General features: G+C 58.8%; 13 protein-coding genes. 8 read left to right on the top strand and 5 right to left on the bottom strand.

Annotated features, from left to right (window positions below; genetic code table 11):
* Positions 1 to 29: 29 nt before the first annotated feature.
* The gene (locus AC1DWQ_RS22495) at positions 30 to 974 is read left to right on the top strand and encodes an LD-carboxypeptidase (RefSeq protein WP_477671638.1); all 945 of its coding nucleotides are present in this window, start codon (positions 30 to 32) and stop codon (positions 972 to 974) included.
* 155 nt (positions 975 to 1129) lie between these two features.
* Here AC1DWQ_RS22495 and AC1DWQ_RS22490 read toward each other — a convergent pair whose 3' ends face one another.
* Positions 1130 to 1471, bottom strand: coding sequence for a hypothetical protein (locus tag AC1DWQ_RS22490; protein ID WP_457282784.1), 342 nt, complete (start codon positions 1469 to 1471; stop codon positions 1130 to 1132).
* Between the two features lie 282 nt (positions 1472 to 1753).
* On the opposite strand from AC1DWQ_RS22490, the gene AC1DWQ_RS22485 reads away from it, so the two are divergent.
* From AC1DWQ_RS22485 to AC1DWQ_RS22475, 3 genes are all read left to right on the top strand, one after another.
* Positions 1754 to 3193: an aldehyde dehydrogenase family protein gene (locus tag AC1DWQ_RS22485; RefSeq protein WP_477671637.1), complete on the top strand. Its 1440-nt coding sequence runs from the start codon at positions 1754 to 1756 to the stop codon at positions 3191 to 3193.
* A 142-nt stretch (positions 3194 to 3335) separates the two neighbouring features.
* Positions 3336 to 4268: an FHA domain-containing protein gene (locus AC1DWQ_RS22480; protein WP_457282786.1), complete on the top strand. Its 933-nt coding sequence runs from the start codon at positions 3336 to 3338 to the stop codon at positions 4266 to 4268.
* A 99-nt stretch (positions 4269 to 4367) separates the two neighbouring features.
* The gene (locus AC1DWQ_RS22475) at positions 4368 to 6938 is read left to right on the top strand and encodes a penicillin acylase family protein (protein ID WP_477671713.1); all 2571 of its coding nucleotides are present in this window, start codon (positions 4368 to 4370) and stop codon (positions 6936 to 6938) included.
* A 14-nt stretch (positions 6939 to 6952) separates the two neighbouring features.
* Here AC1DWQ_RS22475 and katE read toward each other — a convergent pair whose 3' ends face one another.
* Entirely contained in the window at positions 6953 to 9127 is a 2175-nt protein-coding gene (katE, locus tag AC1DWQ_RS22470) for a catalase HPII (RefSeq protein ID WP_477671636.1), read from the bottom strand.
* A gap of 108 nt (positions 9128 to 9235) precedes the next feature.
* Positions 9236 to 9505 (bottom strand): hypothetical protein, encoded by a 270-nt coding sequence (locus tag AC1DWQ_RS22465; protein ID WP_477671635.1) that lies wholly within the window; start codon positions 9503 to 9505, stop codon positions 9236 to 9238.
* A gap of 328 nt (positions 9506 to 9833) precedes the next feature.
* On the opposite strand from AC1DWQ_RS22465, the gene AC1DWQ_RS22460 reads away from it, so the two are divergent.
* From AC1DWQ_RS22460 to AC1DWQ_RS22450, 3 genes are read left to right on the top strand one after another with little or no spacing between them, the layout of a single operon-like run.
* Positions 9834 to 10259, top strand: coding sequence for a response regulator (locus AC1DWQ_RS22460; RefSeq protein WP_477671634.1), 426 nt, complete (start codon positions 9834 to 9836; stop codon positions 10257 to 10259).
* Between the two features lie 11 nt (positions 10260 to 10270).
* The gene (locus AC1DWQ_RS22455) at positions 10271 to 10624 is read left to right on the top strand and encodes a hypothetical protein (RefSeq protein ID WP_477671633.1); all 354 of its coding nucleotides are present in this window, start codon (positions 10271 to 10273) and stop codon (positions 10622 to 10624) included.
* A 22-nt stretch (positions 10625 to 10646) separates the two neighbouring features.
* Complete coding sequence (locus AC1DWQ_RS22450; protein ID WP_477671632.1) at positions 10647 to 10832, top strand: hypothetical protein; 186 nt, start codon at positions 10647 to 10649, stop codon at positions 10830 to 10832.
* 37 nt (positions 10833 to 10869) lie between these two features.
* Here the strand turns inward: AC1DWQ_RS22450 and AC1DWQ_RS22445 are convergent, their stop codons facing one another.
* Both AC1DWQ_RS22445 and AC1DWQ_RS22440 read right to left on the bottom strand, forming a co-directional pair.
* The gene (locus AC1DWQ_RS22445; protein WP_477671631.1) at positions 10870 to 11775 is read right to left on the bottom strand and encodes a hypothetical protein; all 906 of its coding nucleotides are present in this window, start codon (positions 11773 to 11775) and stop codon (positions 10870 to 10872) included.
* A gap of 110 nt (positions 11776 to 11885) precedes the next feature.
* Positions 11886 to 12704 (bottom strand): hypothetical protein, encoded by an 819-nt coding sequence (locus AC1DWQ_RS22440; protein WP_477671630.1) that lies wholly within the window; start codon positions 12702 to 12704, stop codon positions 11886 to 11888.
* Positions 12705 to 12904: 200 nt separating this feature from the next.
* Here AC1DWQ_RS22440 and AC1DWQ_RS22435 point away from each other — a divergent pair.
* Positions 12905 to 14103 (top strand): HAMP domain-containing protein (locus tag AC1DWQ_RS22435; protein ID WP_477671629.1); only part of this gene is annotated, 1199 nt, incomplete at its 3' end.

Here is a 14103-nt window from a genome sequence, read left to right as displayed (position 1 = left end):
GGCCTTCGCGGGATGGGATACTTGCATCTGTGAAAAAACATATCTACATCTATTCCCCTTCCAGCGCGGTGCGTGACAAAGCAGCTTTCAAGCGTGGCGTGAAGCGCCTCGAGTCCCAGGGACATGAAGTTGAAATCGATACCGATGCGCTGGCGCAGCATCAGCGTTTTGCCGGCGACGACGAAACCCGGCTTGCCTCTATTCACCGTGCGGCAGCCAGTGGGGCCGACATCGCCCTGATCTCCCGCGGCGGCTACGGCCTCACCCGCATCCTGCCGAAGATCAACTACAAGGCGGTCGCCAAGGCTGCCGCCGGAGGCACGCGTTTTGTGGGCCTGAGCGACTTCACGGCCTTTCAGATGGCCTTGCTGGCCAAAACCGGGGCGATGACCTGGGCCGGTCCCTCGCTGGACGACTTTGGCGCGGAAGCACCTGACGACATCATGGAAGCCTGCTTTGACGACCTGATCACGGGGCAGGGCGAAGGCACCGGCTGGCAGCTGCCCAAATCCGCTATGAATTTAATAGCCGCTTCCGCTCGTGGAGCAAAGGCTAGAGCCGGATTCACCATTAAAGACGCGGTATTCTGGGGTGGCAACCTGGCCATCCTGTCCGCGCTGGTGGGAACGCCCTATCTGCCGGCCGTCAAAGGCGGCATCCTGTTTGTCGAGGATGTCGGCGAACACCCTTATCGGGTGGAGCGCATGCTCACGCAACTGTTGCAAGCCGGCGTTCTGGCGCAGCAGAAGGCAATCATTTTCGGCCAGTTCACCAACTACAAACTGGCGCCGAATGACAAAGGCTTCAAGCTGGATACAGTCATTGCGTGGCTTCAGGAACAGGTGAAGGCACGTGTATTGACGGGCCTGCCGTTCGGGCACGTGCCAACCAAGGTCCTGCTGCCTGTGGGTTGCAAAACCAGCTTGGTGGTAGAAGACCGGGATGCCTTCCTGCTCTGGGGCCACCAGCACTAACTGGCGTTAAAACGCCGGCCCGGGTGAGCTTCGCTGCCGGCGGCGGTGTTCAGCAAAAAAAAACCAGCACGAAGCTGGTTTAAAAATAGCCTTGGAGGCCAGGAAGAAAACGGAAAAAACAGGCGGAAAAAGCGAAAAGACTGAAAGTTGGAAGGTCAGGTTGTCAGGGGGCTGGACCGGGAACTGAGGCCGCGTGGCAGCATGCCCTTGAATTTGTCGCTGATACGGCTGACTTTTTCGCGGGCAACTGTTTCGCCATGCATGGCAGCAAGCACCGCCATGATGTCGCCGCGGGTGTACCACAGGCCTTGAACGTCCTGGGCGTAGCGCACGCGGCGCGTGATCTTGGGGTAGTGCTTTTCACCAAACTCGCCAAGCTCATCCAGGATGAATTGGCGGATTTCTTCGGTGCGGTCTTCCAGAACGGAAGCAGTGACTTCACCAGTGCCCAGCAAAGCCATGAAACTGCTTTTCAGATTCGGTTTTAACCAGCGCATGTGTCTCACAACTTTCTACCGGGCATCCGTAGGGTATTTGTTCACGTTCCCGAGGAACGGTTTGTTCTGTTAGATTAAGACTGCGGCGGTTCATTTGCAAGACGTTTTGTGTGAAATGGTTAACGCAAAACAACAAATGAATCAAGGAGTTAGTAACTAGATGTCAAGTCGATTCTGGTATTGAACAGTGTTTAAATCTTTAGACTTACACTAAGTTTCAGCTGTAGACAAAAGTCACCCTTCCACCATTCGCTCAATTTTTCAGCCCCGGCCAGACCCAACATGAACACCACAATGACCGCCTATCCCGCGCATTACATCAACGGCCAATGGGTTAAAGCCCAGTCTTCGGAGACCCTTCCTGTCCACGATTCCAGCACCGAAGAGGTGATGGCAACCGTGCCATCCGGTACCGTCGGGGAGGCAGAAGCTGCGGTATTGGCGGCCCGGGCTGCGTTTGACGGATGGTCTGCGTTGTCCGTCGAGACGCGCGCTGCTTACCTGGATAAAGTGGCCGCCGGCATCAAGGCCCGCACCGAAGACCTGGCCGTGGCCATTGCGCGCGAGGTGGGCATGCCCCTGAAGATGGCCCGGGCCGTCCAGGTAGGAGGGCCCGCATGGCACTGGGGAAACTTTGCCAAGGTGGCCCGCCAGTTCGAATGGGAAAAGCAGGTCGGCAACTCGCTCGTGGTACGCGAGCCGATCGGTGTCGTGGGGTGCATCACGCCCTGGAATTTCCCGCTCAGCCAGATCACACTCAAGATCGCCCCCGCCATGGCGGCAGGTTGCACCGTGGTGCTCAAGCCCAGCGAAATCGCCCCGGTCAACGCCATGATCCTGGCTGAAATCATTCATGAGGCCGGCCTGCCGCCCGGCGTATTCAACCTGGTCAACGGTGTCGGCCCCGTGGTGGGCGAGGTGCTGGCAACGCATCCCGAAGTCGACATGCTGAGCTTTACCGGCTCTACCCGGGCAGGCAAACGTGTGAGCGAACTGGCCAGCCAGTCGGTCAAGCGGGTAGCGCTCGAGCTTGGCGGCAAGTCGGCCAGCGTCATCCTGGACGATGCCAATTTCGAAGCTGCGGTCAAAGGCACCGTGTCGGCCTGCATGCTCAACAGCGGCCAGACCTGTTCGGCCCATACCCGCATGCTGGTGCCGGCCGGGCGTTATGAGGAAGCCAAGGCGCTCGCACAGGCAGCTGTCGCGAAATTCAGTGTTGGCCCCAGCCTGGAGGAAACCAGCAAGCTCGGACCGCTGGTCAGTGCAGCCCAGCGCGACCGTGTCCTGGGTTTCATCCGCACCGGCATTGAAGAAGGTGCGGACGTGATTGCCGGTGGCGCCGGCGCGCCTGACTTTGCCAAAGGCTACTTTGTTCAGCCCACCATCCTGGGGATCAAGGCAACTGACACGCTGGCACAGGAAGAAATTTTCGGCCCGGTCCTGGTCGTTATTTCCTACAACGATGAGGACGAGGCTGTGGCAATCGCCAATAGCACCATTTACGGTCTTGGCGGGGCGGTATGGGGCGGCACAGACGAACGGGCCATGAAAGTGGCGCGCCGCCTGCGCACCGGGCAGGTCGATATCAATGGCGGGCCTTTCAATGGTCAGGCACCGTTTGGTGGCTACAAACAATCTGGTAATGGCCGTGAAAACGGCGTTTATGGTTTTGAAGAATTTCTGGAATTCAAGGCCATCCAGCTAAAAACCGCCGTGGCTTGAGCCGCTTGGTTCAACGCTGCCGATTGATGGAAGAATAAAACATTTAGTTACAGTTGCGGGTCTCGACGCGCAATTTCTTCTTGTCGTAATCATGCTTATGTTTTAATTACACAAGATAGCTACAAGCAGTTACATAGACCGTATGGCAGAAGTCACCGTCGTTTTTGCCGATCTCACCGGAAGCACCGGGGTTTTTGAATCGCTGGGCAATGCCAAGGCAACTCAGGCCATCACACGTTTGACGCAGTGGATAGGCAAGGTCAGCGTGGCCTATCGCGGCCACGTTGTGAAATACCTCGGCGACGGTGTGCTGGTGGTGTTTCCAGACAATGCGGACGCCGTTGACGCCGTAACCGAACTGCAGCGGGTTCACCGCGACCGTATCCGGAACTGGCCCGAGCACCTCAAGATGCGGTTGCAGCTGGGTGTTGCCCGCGGAGAAATTGTCGAGCAGGATGGTGACTGCTTCGGCGACGCTGTCAATGTGGCCTCCCGGTTGAGTGACCTGTCGGGCCCGGACCAGATACTCGCGACCGAAGCCGTCATCGAAAAGCTGCCAGCCGACACACTCGTACGCTCCCGAAATCTTGGCGCCATGGACATTCGTGGCCGCACCGAAGCCTGCCTGGTCCACCGCATCGAATGGCAGGCAGAGGTCATGACCGAATCATTTACCGTACCTTCCAGCCTGACGGCGCACTCGGCCCCGCAGCCCCTGGCTCTGGCGTCGATCGAGTTGTGCTGGCTGGACATCAATACCGAGTTCGCCTCGGGTGAGCTGCCGATTTTCCTGGGACGAGACCACGACGCGCAATTTGTGGTTCAAGATCCGCGCGTTTCCCGCAGGCACGCCAGAATTGAATGGCGTGCCGGCAAGTTTTACCTTGAAGATGTCAGCAGTTACGGCACCTGGGTGCGATTTTCCGACAGCGCAGCTGTCGTGGCATTGCGCCGACAGGAATGTGTGTTGCTGCAAGAGGGTGAGATTGCTCTGGGCGCCCCCTTTGAAGACTTCACGGTGCCTACCGTCAGTTTCAAGTTTGCCGACGGCAAAGTCCATCTTCAAACAAAATAGCGTCGGGCCGGCAGGAGCCGCCCCGGTTCTGCCTGGCATGCCAAATGCTCATCGCCATGGGCACCTGGCTGCACTATCCGTATCACCCGATGGAACATGATGGTCTGGTTCAAACGCATTTCTGCTGCGCTGCTGGTGTTGCTGCTGATCGCCGCCACCGTGGCGGGTTTCTATATTTACCGGACCTTCCCGGCACTCGACGGTGAACTCCAGGCCGCGGGCTTGCGTGGCTCCGTATCGGTTGCCCGTGACACCGCGGATGTCACCCACATCAAGGCTCAGTCGCCCCACGACGCCTGGTTTGCCCTAGGTTATGTCCACGCACAGGAGCGTGGCTGGCAGCTTGAGTTCAACCGGCGGGTCATGCACGGTGAACTGTCCGAGGTGTTTGGCCCGGCCACACTTGAAACCGACAGGTTGCTGCGCACCCTGGGTGTTGTGCAGGCCGCCGAGCGCCAATGGCAGAACCTGCCGGCCGAGGGGCGCGATGCGATGCAGGCCTACAGCGATGGTATCAATGCTTTTTATCAGGGCTCTTCGCAGGCGCTGTCTCCCGAGTTCCATATCGTGGGCGTCAAACCCGGAGGCCTTTCCGGCAAAGCCTGGTCTCCCACTGACAGCGTCGCATGGTCGCTGATGATGGCGCTGGACCTGGGGGGCAACTGGGGCACCGAGTTCGCGCGCCTGTCGGCGGCCCGGCTGCTGAAGCCCGCAGAACTCCAGCAGTTGTTTCCGCCTTACCCAGGCGAACAGCCTGCCTCGAAAGTGGACTTTGCCAAGCTGTATGCGGGCTTGGGCGTGTACCGGTCTGATCTTCCGGATGCTACGAAAAAGATAGCTGCTGGCGCTGGTAAATCAAGGGCTGGAGGCCTGTTTTATCAGAAACCTTCGCCATTAAACGTCATTGCGCTGGCCTCTGACATCAACGACTGGGCTTTGGCGCTCGGCGACGTGGGAGGTAAAGGTTCCAATAACTGGGTTGTGGCGGGCTCTCACACCAGCACCGGCAAGCCGCTGCTCGCCAACGATCCGCATCTGGGACTTTCGGCGCCGGCGGTCTGGTATTTCGCGCGGCTGCAGGCACCTGAAGGCAAGACAGCCAACGGCGTGAGCGCGCTTGGGCTGGACGTGATTGGCGCGACATTGCCTGGCTTGCCCTTTGTGGTGATGGGGCATACCGGAAAGGTGGCCTGGGGCTTCACCAACACCGCCCCGGATGTGCAGGATTTGTACCTGGAGCAGGTCAATCCCGCCAATGCGCAGCAGTACCGCGTACCCCATGCTGGCGGCGCAAACGCCGACATGGCCTGGGAGGACTTCAAGGTTCGTAGCGAGACGATCAAGGTGAAGGGTCAACCCGATGTGGTGCTCAATGTACGAGAAAGCCGCCACGGTCCCGTTCTCAGTGACGTCCAGAAGTCGCACGCCGACCTGCTTGATATCCGCAAATATGTGATCGCGTTGCGCTGGAGTGCCCTTGATGCCGACAACCAGACCGTGCTGGCAGGCCTGCGCGCCAATCGGGCGCAGTCTGCCCAGGAGTTGCTTGCGGCATTTTCGGCCTATCACTCGCCCATGCAAAACGTCGTGACCGCGGATGTTTTCGGCCAGACCGGTTTCAAGGCGGTCGGCAAGGTGCCGCTGCGAAAACCCGATAACGACATCCTAGGGACCGCGCCGTCACCCGGCTGGGAAGTGCGATACGACTGGGCAGGCTGGGTGCCTTATGCGCAGACGCCCGAGGCTGCCAATTCGGCGATTGAGGCCAAGGGCTGGTGGTCTACAGCGAACCAGCGCATTTCGCCACCTGCTTATCCCTTCTTCATGGGGCAGGACTGGACCGTGCCTTACCGCTACAACCGCATTGAGCAATTGCTGGCTGCCACACCCAGGCACACCATGGAGTCCATGCAAAAAATACAGGGTGACCAGTTCTCGGCGGCCACAGTGCGGCTCTTGCCTTTCCTGCAGAAAACGCTGTCGCAGTCTTCCGCCCATCCATTGGCAGAAGCAGTACGCCGCAGGATGGCGGGATTTGACGGGGCCATGCGTGCCGACCACGCGGCGCCGCTGGTGTTTGCCGCGTGGGCAGACGAGCTGACACGGGGCATCATCGGTGCAAAACTGGGTGAGCCCGCGTTCAAGACCCTTTACGGCAAGCGCCATTTCAGGAGCACGCTGGAAGACATTCTCGAGCACAACGACACCGGATGGTGCGGCACCGCTGGTTGTGCGGCGCAGTCTGCTGCTGCGCTGAACCGGGCGCTGGATCGCCTCCAGGCAGCCTATGGGAACGACGTAGAGGCCTGGAGCTGGGGCAGGGCGCACTTCGCGCTGTCTGCCCACAAGCCATTTGGCAACGTGCCCTGGCTCGCACAATTTTTCGATGTCCGCGTTCCCACCGGTGGGGACACCTTTACCGTCAACGTGGGGCAATACTGGGCGACCGGGGACGCGGCGCCTTTCGCCAACCGGCAGGCCGCTTCTTTGCGGGCCGTGTATGACCTCGCAGACCTGGAGAACTCACGCTTCATTTACCAAACGGGGCAAAGCGGCCTTGTGTTTTCCGGACGCTATCGCGACATGAAGGAGCGCTGGGCCGCAGTGCAATACCGGCCGTTGCAGATGAACCCGTCAACCTACGTGCACCGGCTCACGCTGAATCCCTGAAGGGCTTTGAAGTCTCACGCCGGGATGGCGTCGACATTCAACCGGTCCCAGTGGCGATGCAGGGCGATGGCTGCCATAAAGTCCTGTGAAACCTGCCCCTCAGTCACTTTGCGTGCATCGGCAATCAGGACTCCTGGCGTCGGCACTTGGATCAGCTCCGGGTCTTTGCCCAGGCTGAAACCCAGGGTGCTTAACAGCTGGACGCCATCGTTGATGGCGCAAATCGTTTTGCAATGCTTGTAGGCCTCCAGCACGAAATGCACAGCTTCGCCCATGGCGGCCAGGGTGCCTATGCTGTCGCCTCCCCCGGGGATCAGCACTGCGTCGAACATCACGGAGGGCATATTCGTGAAAGTATGGTCCACCGCAAGCTGCCGGCCGGACGAAGTGCTGACTGTGCCGAGGTGTGGCGCGACGAGTTTGCACAGCGCACCGGCGTCCAGGAGGTCTTGCTGGATGCGCTTGAGGGCTGCGGCTTCGACGCCGTCCGCTACCAGGATGGCCACTTTGCGTGTCTTGACGCTGCCGCCGGTGCGGCCCACCATGCGCAATGCCGGGTCTTCCTCGATCTTGCTAGTCATGCGGTAATCCCGGAAACCCAGCCTGCCGGATGCGGCCTTGGGATCCGGCGGATTGATGCCCAGCGGGGTTGCCACACGGGTTGCCAGTTTCAGGTCCACATGGGCCAGGTTGTCCACCATGCGCTGGCGGATTTCAGGGACCTCCACCTTGGAGAGCTCAAACCGGAATGCCGCAACGATATGGTCTTTTTCCACCGCGCTCTGGCTGTTCCAGAACAGTGCCGCCTGGGAGAAATGATCGTCGAATGAAGGGCTGCGGCGCCTGATTTTGGGTGGCTCTACCTGTTCTGGGTATGACTGGAAGCCATGCGCTCCGCCATCGATCCTGAACTCTGTCCCATTGCCCAGCGTATTGGGCTCATACGCTACCCGTCCTTTGCTGATCGCCTGGCGGTGCATGCCGTCGCGCTGGAAGTTGTGCATCGGGCAGACGGCGCGGTTGATCGGAATCTCGTGGAAATTGGCGCCGCCCAGGCGTGACAGCTGCGTGTCCGTGTAGGAAAAAAGGCGGCCCTGCAGCAGCGGGTCATTGGAAAAATCGATGCCCGGCACCAGGTGGCCAGGGTGGAATGCCACCTGCTCGGTTTCAGCAAAGAAATTGTCGGGATTACGGTTCAACACCATCTTCCCGATGATCTGCACGGGCACCTGTTCTTCCGGGATCAGTTTGGTCGGGTCCAGGATGTCGAACCCCAGCTCGTCCTCCTTGCCTTCGTCCACGATTTGAACGCCCAGCTCCCATTCGGGAAAATTGCCGCTTTCGATGGCCTCCCATAGGTCGCGCCGGTGAAAGTCAGCGTCTTTGCCGGCAATCTTCTGGGCTTCATCCCATGCCAGTCCGTGAACGCCGAGCTTGGGTTTCCAGTGAAACTTCACAAAGTGCGAATCGCCACGGGCATTGATAAAACGAAATGCATGGACACCGAAGCCCTCCATCATGCGGAGGCTGCGCGGTATAGCGCGGTCTGACATGGCCCACATCAGCATGTGTGTGGTTTCGGGCATCAGCGAAGCAAAATCCCAGAAGGTGTCGTGGGCACTGGCCGCCTGGGGCATTTCATGGTGCGGTTCGGGCTTGACTGCATGGATCAGGTCTGGAAACTTGATGGCATCCTGGATAAAGAAAACGGGAATGTTGTTGCCGACGAGGTCGTAATTTCCCTCGGAGGTGTAAAACTTCACGGCAAACCCGCGCACGTCACGCACAGTATCCGCCGAGCCCCTGGAGCCGGCCACGGTAGAAAACCGCACAAATACCGGCGTTTCCACGTCCGGGTCCTGGAGAAAGGCGGCGCTGGTGTATTGCACCATCGACTTGTAGGGTTTGAAGTACCCATGTGCAGCGGAGCCTCGTGCATGGACAGCGCGTTCCGGAATGCGTTCGTGGTCGAAATGGGTAATCTTTTCGCGAAGGATGAAATCCTCCAGCAGGGTAGGGCCACGACCGCCCGCCTTCAGCGAGTTATGGTTGTCCGGAATCTGCAGGCCCTGATTGGTGGTCAGGGCCGCGGCAGGGCCGGTAGAAAATCCCTCAAGCTGCGACTTTTTGTCTTTTGCACCTTCCGCATTTCGGCCAGGGTTGATAGCGTTGCGCTTGGATGGCGGCATGAAAAGTCTTTCTTCTTAAAAGATGGCGTCAGGGGCGGGTGAAAGGAGGGTGCGCCTGGGGCTTTTGGTAGCAGGCGGGCCGGCGGTTTGGCCGGCGCAATATGGCCGTCACGTATCGAGCAAACCTTCCAGCCCCTTCACGCAGGCCAGCAGTGCCAGTGCGGCAACGGTGCCGGCCAGGCACCAGCCCATGAGTTCCTGAAATGCGTCAGCAAGGCCATCGGGCAACAGCATTGAACACAAAAACAGGCTTGCTGCGCAGACCAGTGCGGTGAGAAATGCATGGACGAGGTCGATATCCCGGGGGCTTGCATGAATTCGCCAGGCGGTGAGCAATCCTGCTGCCATGCCTGCCAAAAGTCCGCCCATCAGTTTCATGGTGATTCCCCGTGTGGTTTGCGCTCCACCGGTTGTGTCCCGGTGTCGTTGTCTGGTGCATAGACCATACGGGCCGGCAGATCCATATTCAGTAGCCGGATGCCGGTGCACCCTGTAAGGCCTTTCTTCTCCTTGCGTAAGACATGGCTTACCGTTTTAGCGTGTGCAAAGTGTTCATGTAGACGTCAGGTTTTAGGCGCCTTGGCGGCGCGCTGGCCTTTTCTCCTACACGGGCATGCTCGTCCCTCCGGCAGAAACCGGAAGACGCTTCGCTTAAATTTGCAGCCATGAAAGACATCCAGGCCCAGTTACAGACGGGGATACGCCGATGACGTTGCCAAAAATGAAAACCTATGTCGTAGAGGACAACCCGACCATCCGCGAAAACCTGATCAGTACGCTGGAAGAACTCGCTCCGGTAGAAGCGGTTGGCACGTCTGATACTGAAGAGCAGGGGGCAGAGTGGTTGACGCGCAATGACGCGCAATGGGATCTGGCCATCGTCGACCTCTTTCTCAAGAAAGGAAGCGGTCTCGGGGTGTTGCAGGCTTGCCGCGCCCGCAGGCCGCTTCAAAAAATAGTGGTATTCAGTAACTACGCAACACCCGAGATGCGCAGGCGCTGTGCGGAGTTGGGTGTCGATGCGGTATTTGATAAATCGACTGAAATTGACTGCCTGCTTGCTTACTGCGTGACTCAAAGCCAAAAACTGGACCAGGTTGCGAATGACGAATCCGCGCTCCAGCGAGCCTGAAGGAGGACGGCATGAACGAATCCGCAGTGTTAACGGGCCAGTCCACAGAGGACGCTGTTTACCGTTCCGGTGCAGGTCCACGCAAGCTGTCAGAAGATGTTTTTCCGTCTGCCGAAGAGGCGGTATTGGCGGAGCAAGCCCATGGAACAGGTGGTTTTTCGTCCGACAACCAAGCGACCCGACCGCTGGTAGCTCGGGCCAACGACAAGCGAGCCCCCCTTATGGGTTCTATTCGGACCCAGGTCGCGGAATACCCGTGCCGTTCGGCATTGATGGCCGCCGCCGCCGGCGCCTTGGCCATGATCGTGCTGCGATCACAGTTGCGTCGCCGCGCCGGTTCGCACTTGCCACGCTGGATCAGATAACTCCCTGGCCCCGGAGCATCCAATGCGACTTCATGTTCCCGTTCCGGAACCCAGTCCCGGCACCCCGGGCATCCATATTCCCACCGAGGTGCCGCCGGTGATTATTCCGCCTGCGCCTGGCACGCCCCCGGAGGTCAATGATCCACCGCCGGAGCCGACGCTACCGATTCGCGAGCCGGCGACCAACGTGCCACCGCAGGCGGTTTAACCATAGCTCTGGCTGTGCGGGCACTCGTCGGCACAGCCTACAGGGCGGCCTGCTGCCGCTGGTATTCAGCCCTTTTCATGGTGAGATAAGTGTTCTTGTCTACTTCATGAAGCTGCCGCGCGTACTGCTCCGTGGCATCAAACCAATACAGCATGCGCGCTTCAAGTTGCTGCGCGGCTGGTTTGTCCACAGCGGCGAGGTAGGCTTCAATCGCCAGGTAGTAACGCATGGTGTTGCGCTCTACCGCTCCACGCATTCCGCCTACATGCGTCATGTTCTGGTCTTGCCGTATTGGAGTGAATCCCACTTTTCCACTGCCCACGGTGGCAAGGTAGCCCTGCATGGCCAGGCGGCTGGTGATGCCGTAGCCATAGGAATAACCCAAATGAATAAAGGTTTTTCCACCAGGCAGTGGAACCGCCTGCAGTTCGATTCGGTAATTGCTGGTTCCCAGCGGACCTTTGTCGGCGTTGAGTTGGGCACCCAGATAGTCGGAAGAGCTGGCAACCAGCCGATAGTTGAATTGCAACACGAATGCGTCTTCCAGCTGCTGGGCGGTTTTTTTGCCGATGTTCATTTTCAGAGTGCTGGGGCTGCTGTCCGAACTGGCGTGGCAGTATTTGGTGTTGATGTGGAGCATCAGCATTTCGCACCAGCGATTGGGACTTTTGAACGTGGCGCTAACCGTATTGAAAGGGGAATTCAGTACAGCGTATGCACTTCCACTGACCGTGTTGGTACCTTCTGAAGACTCCAGAAAAAGCGGCCTGTGGTAGGCGTTCTGCGCTAGCTGCCCTGCCAATGCCATGTGCTTTTCCAGCAGGGCTGCGGCGTGGGGTTCCGCCGAAACAGCGGGAGCTTGCTGTGCTTGCGCGGCAGCCGGCAGCAGGTATGTGCCCAATGCCAGGCAACAGGTGACCACGAGGGTTTGAATGTTGCTCATGGTCTCAGTGTGCCAGTGAAAAACAGGCAATTGGGCCATACGCTCCATCGTCCTACATTTATCGCCGAAAGAAGGAGGAAGGGAGGGAACGGGAGCCCAAAAGGATTTGGTCAGGCTTGTACCGCCTCGGCCAGCCTGTCCGGCGTTGTTGGGGATGTTTCAAATAGCAGCGCGATCCGATTTTCCGTACGGGTCAGGCGCACGGCTTCCCGCAGCGCCAATGCTTCCAGGTCATGCCATTCAAGTTGCCGATACGACGACTTCTCAGGCACCCGCGCAGGCGTGGACGCATTCGGCTCATTCAATGAAGCCTGAACGGAAAAGAAACCATCGGTGAATTCAGTTTCCATGAGCAGTGCCCTGGGTCCGGTGGCCGTGTCGGTCAGGGTAATGATCGCGGCCGTTAACACATTGCGCAGCGCCGACTGGGACAGCTCGACATCGGCCTGGCTGGTGTTGTCGACAATGGAAATGCCCTTGAACGAGAGCTGGGTTGCCACCATGCCCAGACACTCCGCAATGCCTTTTCCGGCTTTGACTGACTTGTTTTCCCGAGGGGCAAGCCAGCCCATCAACTCAACACAGGATGCACCCGCCTCTTTGGACAACGTCACGATGTCGCGTGCATTTCGCAGCAGCGTTTCCGGATCTGTGTCTGCTTTTTGGAGTCGCCTTTCCAGCATGGCCGCAACCATGGCAATCGGCTGCAGCGTTCCCGCCATATTGTGACGGATCACAGGCGCGAGCCGCCGCAAGAGTGCGTATTGCGCCGCCTCCGTCACGCATCTTTCCAATGCCGTTTCCTGGATTGATGTGCTGTGGAATTGAACATTCATGGTGATGGTGCCGTCGAAAATGCTCCAGAAAACTGCAGGGTTGGCTGCAGGGCCGCGCCGTTTTTTGAATACATCTTGCTGCGATATTTTCAAGGCGTAACTTCAAAATATACAGCGTTAGAAGGGAGTGGTATGTAAGCCAAAACCTACAGATGAAAGGTTGTGACAGGCATGCTGCAAATTGCCGCGCCCTTCGGTAAATAGTGAGGGCTTTGTGTTGTCATTCTGAATGTTCGCGAGTAATCTCGTCAGCCGTTTCTACAAAACGTTACCTTCAATACAGGATGAATGATATGGAGGCACTAGCCAAGCTGGCCGTGGTGGAGCGCGACACCGAACTCAAGTTCATTCTCAAATCCCTCAGCGCGCTACGGCGGGGCGAACTCGCAGTCACACTCCCGACGGAATGGGAGGGCGTCTACGGAAAGATCGCCGCTGAATTCAATCAGCTGTCGGCTATGACGGCGGCGACCACCAGCCGCTGCAAGGGACTTGCTACCAAATCCCGCTCTGCTGCGCGAGTGAGTCGCCGTCTGCCGGAAGAAAAACTATCCGGCTTCTGGCTGGAAAACGCTGTCGCGATTAACACCGTGCTTGATGACGCCGATACGGCAGCGGACCAGACAAAAATTATTCTCGCAGCGTTGACCGACCTTAAGAAGGGCGATGTGCATGCGTCGTTGCCGCAGGACTGGACGGGTGTACCGGGCAAGGTTGCAGATGCATTTAACGATGTCGTTTCCGAGAACGTCCGGATGGCGCGAGAACTGGAGCGATTGAGCCGGGTGGTCGGAAAGGAGGGCCGCTTGAAAGAGCGCGCATTCGTGCCCGATGCCTCCGGCTTCTGGCGCGACTCTGCCGAGTCCATCAATTCCCTGATAGCGGATCTGGTTCATCCGACCAGCGAAGTGGCGCGTGTGATTGGTGCCGTCGCCCAGGGCGATCTCTCCAAGAGCATGGCCCTCGAAGCAGAAGGCAAGGCGCTGGAAGGCGAGTTCCTGCGTACGGCCATGATCATCAACAAGATGGTGGAGCAGCTCGGAACCTTCTCGGCCGAGGTGACGCGTGTGGCGCGCGAGGTGGGTACCGAAGGCAAGCTGGGCGGGCAGGCCGATGTGCAAGGTGTAGCCGGTACGTGGAAAGATTTGACCGATTCGGTCAACTCCATGGGCTCCAACCTGACGGCGCAGGTGCGCAACATTGCCGAGGTGACAACGGCCGTGGCAGCCGGTGACTTGTCCAAGAAGATCACGGTGGACGTGAAGGGCGAGATCCTCGAGTTAAAGAACACCATCAACACCATGGTGGATCAGCTGCGGTCATTTGCCTCTGAAGTGACGCGGGTGGCGCGCGAGGTGGGTACCGAAGGCAAGCTGGGCGGGCAGGCCGATGTGCAAGGTGTGGCCGGTACCTGGAAGGATCTGACCGACAACGTGAACTTCATGGCCGGTAACCTGACATCACAGGTGCGCAACATCGCCGACGGCCGACG

Source organism: Polaromonas sp. P2_G11 (assembly GCF_056403595.1).
The sequence above is the reverse complement of the archived record's forward strand: the minus strand, read 5'-3'. Positions and strand labels throughout refer to the sequence as shown.

What these genes read in the sequence shown, in the direction of transcription:
- AC1DWQ_RS22450 (WP_477671632.1), top strand. Translation starts at nt 10,647, where the DNA reads ATGCGACTTCATGTTCCCGTTCCGGAACCCAGTCCCGGCACCCCGGGC.
- AC1DWQ_RS22445 (WP_477671631.1), bottom strand. Translation starts at nt 11,775, where the DNA reads ATGAGCAACATTCAAACCCTCGTGGTCACCTGTTGCCTGGCATTGGGC.
- AC1DWQ_RS22460 (WP_477671634.1), top strand. Translation starts at nt 9,834, where the DNA reads ATGACGTTGCCAAAAATGAAAACCTATGTCGTAGAGGACAACCCGACC.
- AC1DWQ_RS22485 (WP_477671637.1), top strand. Translation starts at nt 1,754, where the DNA reads ATGAACACCACAATGACCGCCTATCCCGCGCATTACATCAACGGCCAA.
- AC1DWQ_RS22480 (WP_457282786.1), top strand. Translation starts at nt 3,336, where the DNA reads ATGGCAGAAGTCACCGTCGTTTTTGCCGATCTCACCGGAAGCACCGGG.
- katE (WP_477671636.1), bottom strand. Translation starts at nt 9,127, where the DNA reads ATGCCGCCATCCAAGCGCAACGCTATCAACCCTGGCCGAAATGCGGAA.
- AC1DWQ_RS22490 (WP_457282784.1), bottom strand. Translation starts at nt 1,471, where the DNA reads ATGCGCTGGTTAAAACCGAATCTGAAAAGCAGTTTCATGGCTTTGCTG.
- AC1DWQ_RS22455 (WP_477671633.1), top strand. Translation starts at nt 10,271, where the DNA reads ATGAACGAATCCGCAGTGTTAACGGGCCAGTCCACAGAGGACGCTGTT.
- AC1DWQ_RS22465 (WP_477671635.1), bottom strand. Translation starts at nt 9,505, where the DNA reads ATGAAACTGATGGGCGGACTTTTGGCAGGCATGGCAGCAGGATTGCTC.
- AC1DWQ_RS22475 (WP_477671713.1), top strand. Translation starts at nt 4,368, where the DNA reads ATGGTCTGGTTCAAACGCATTTCTGCTGCGCTGCTGGTGTTGCTGCTG.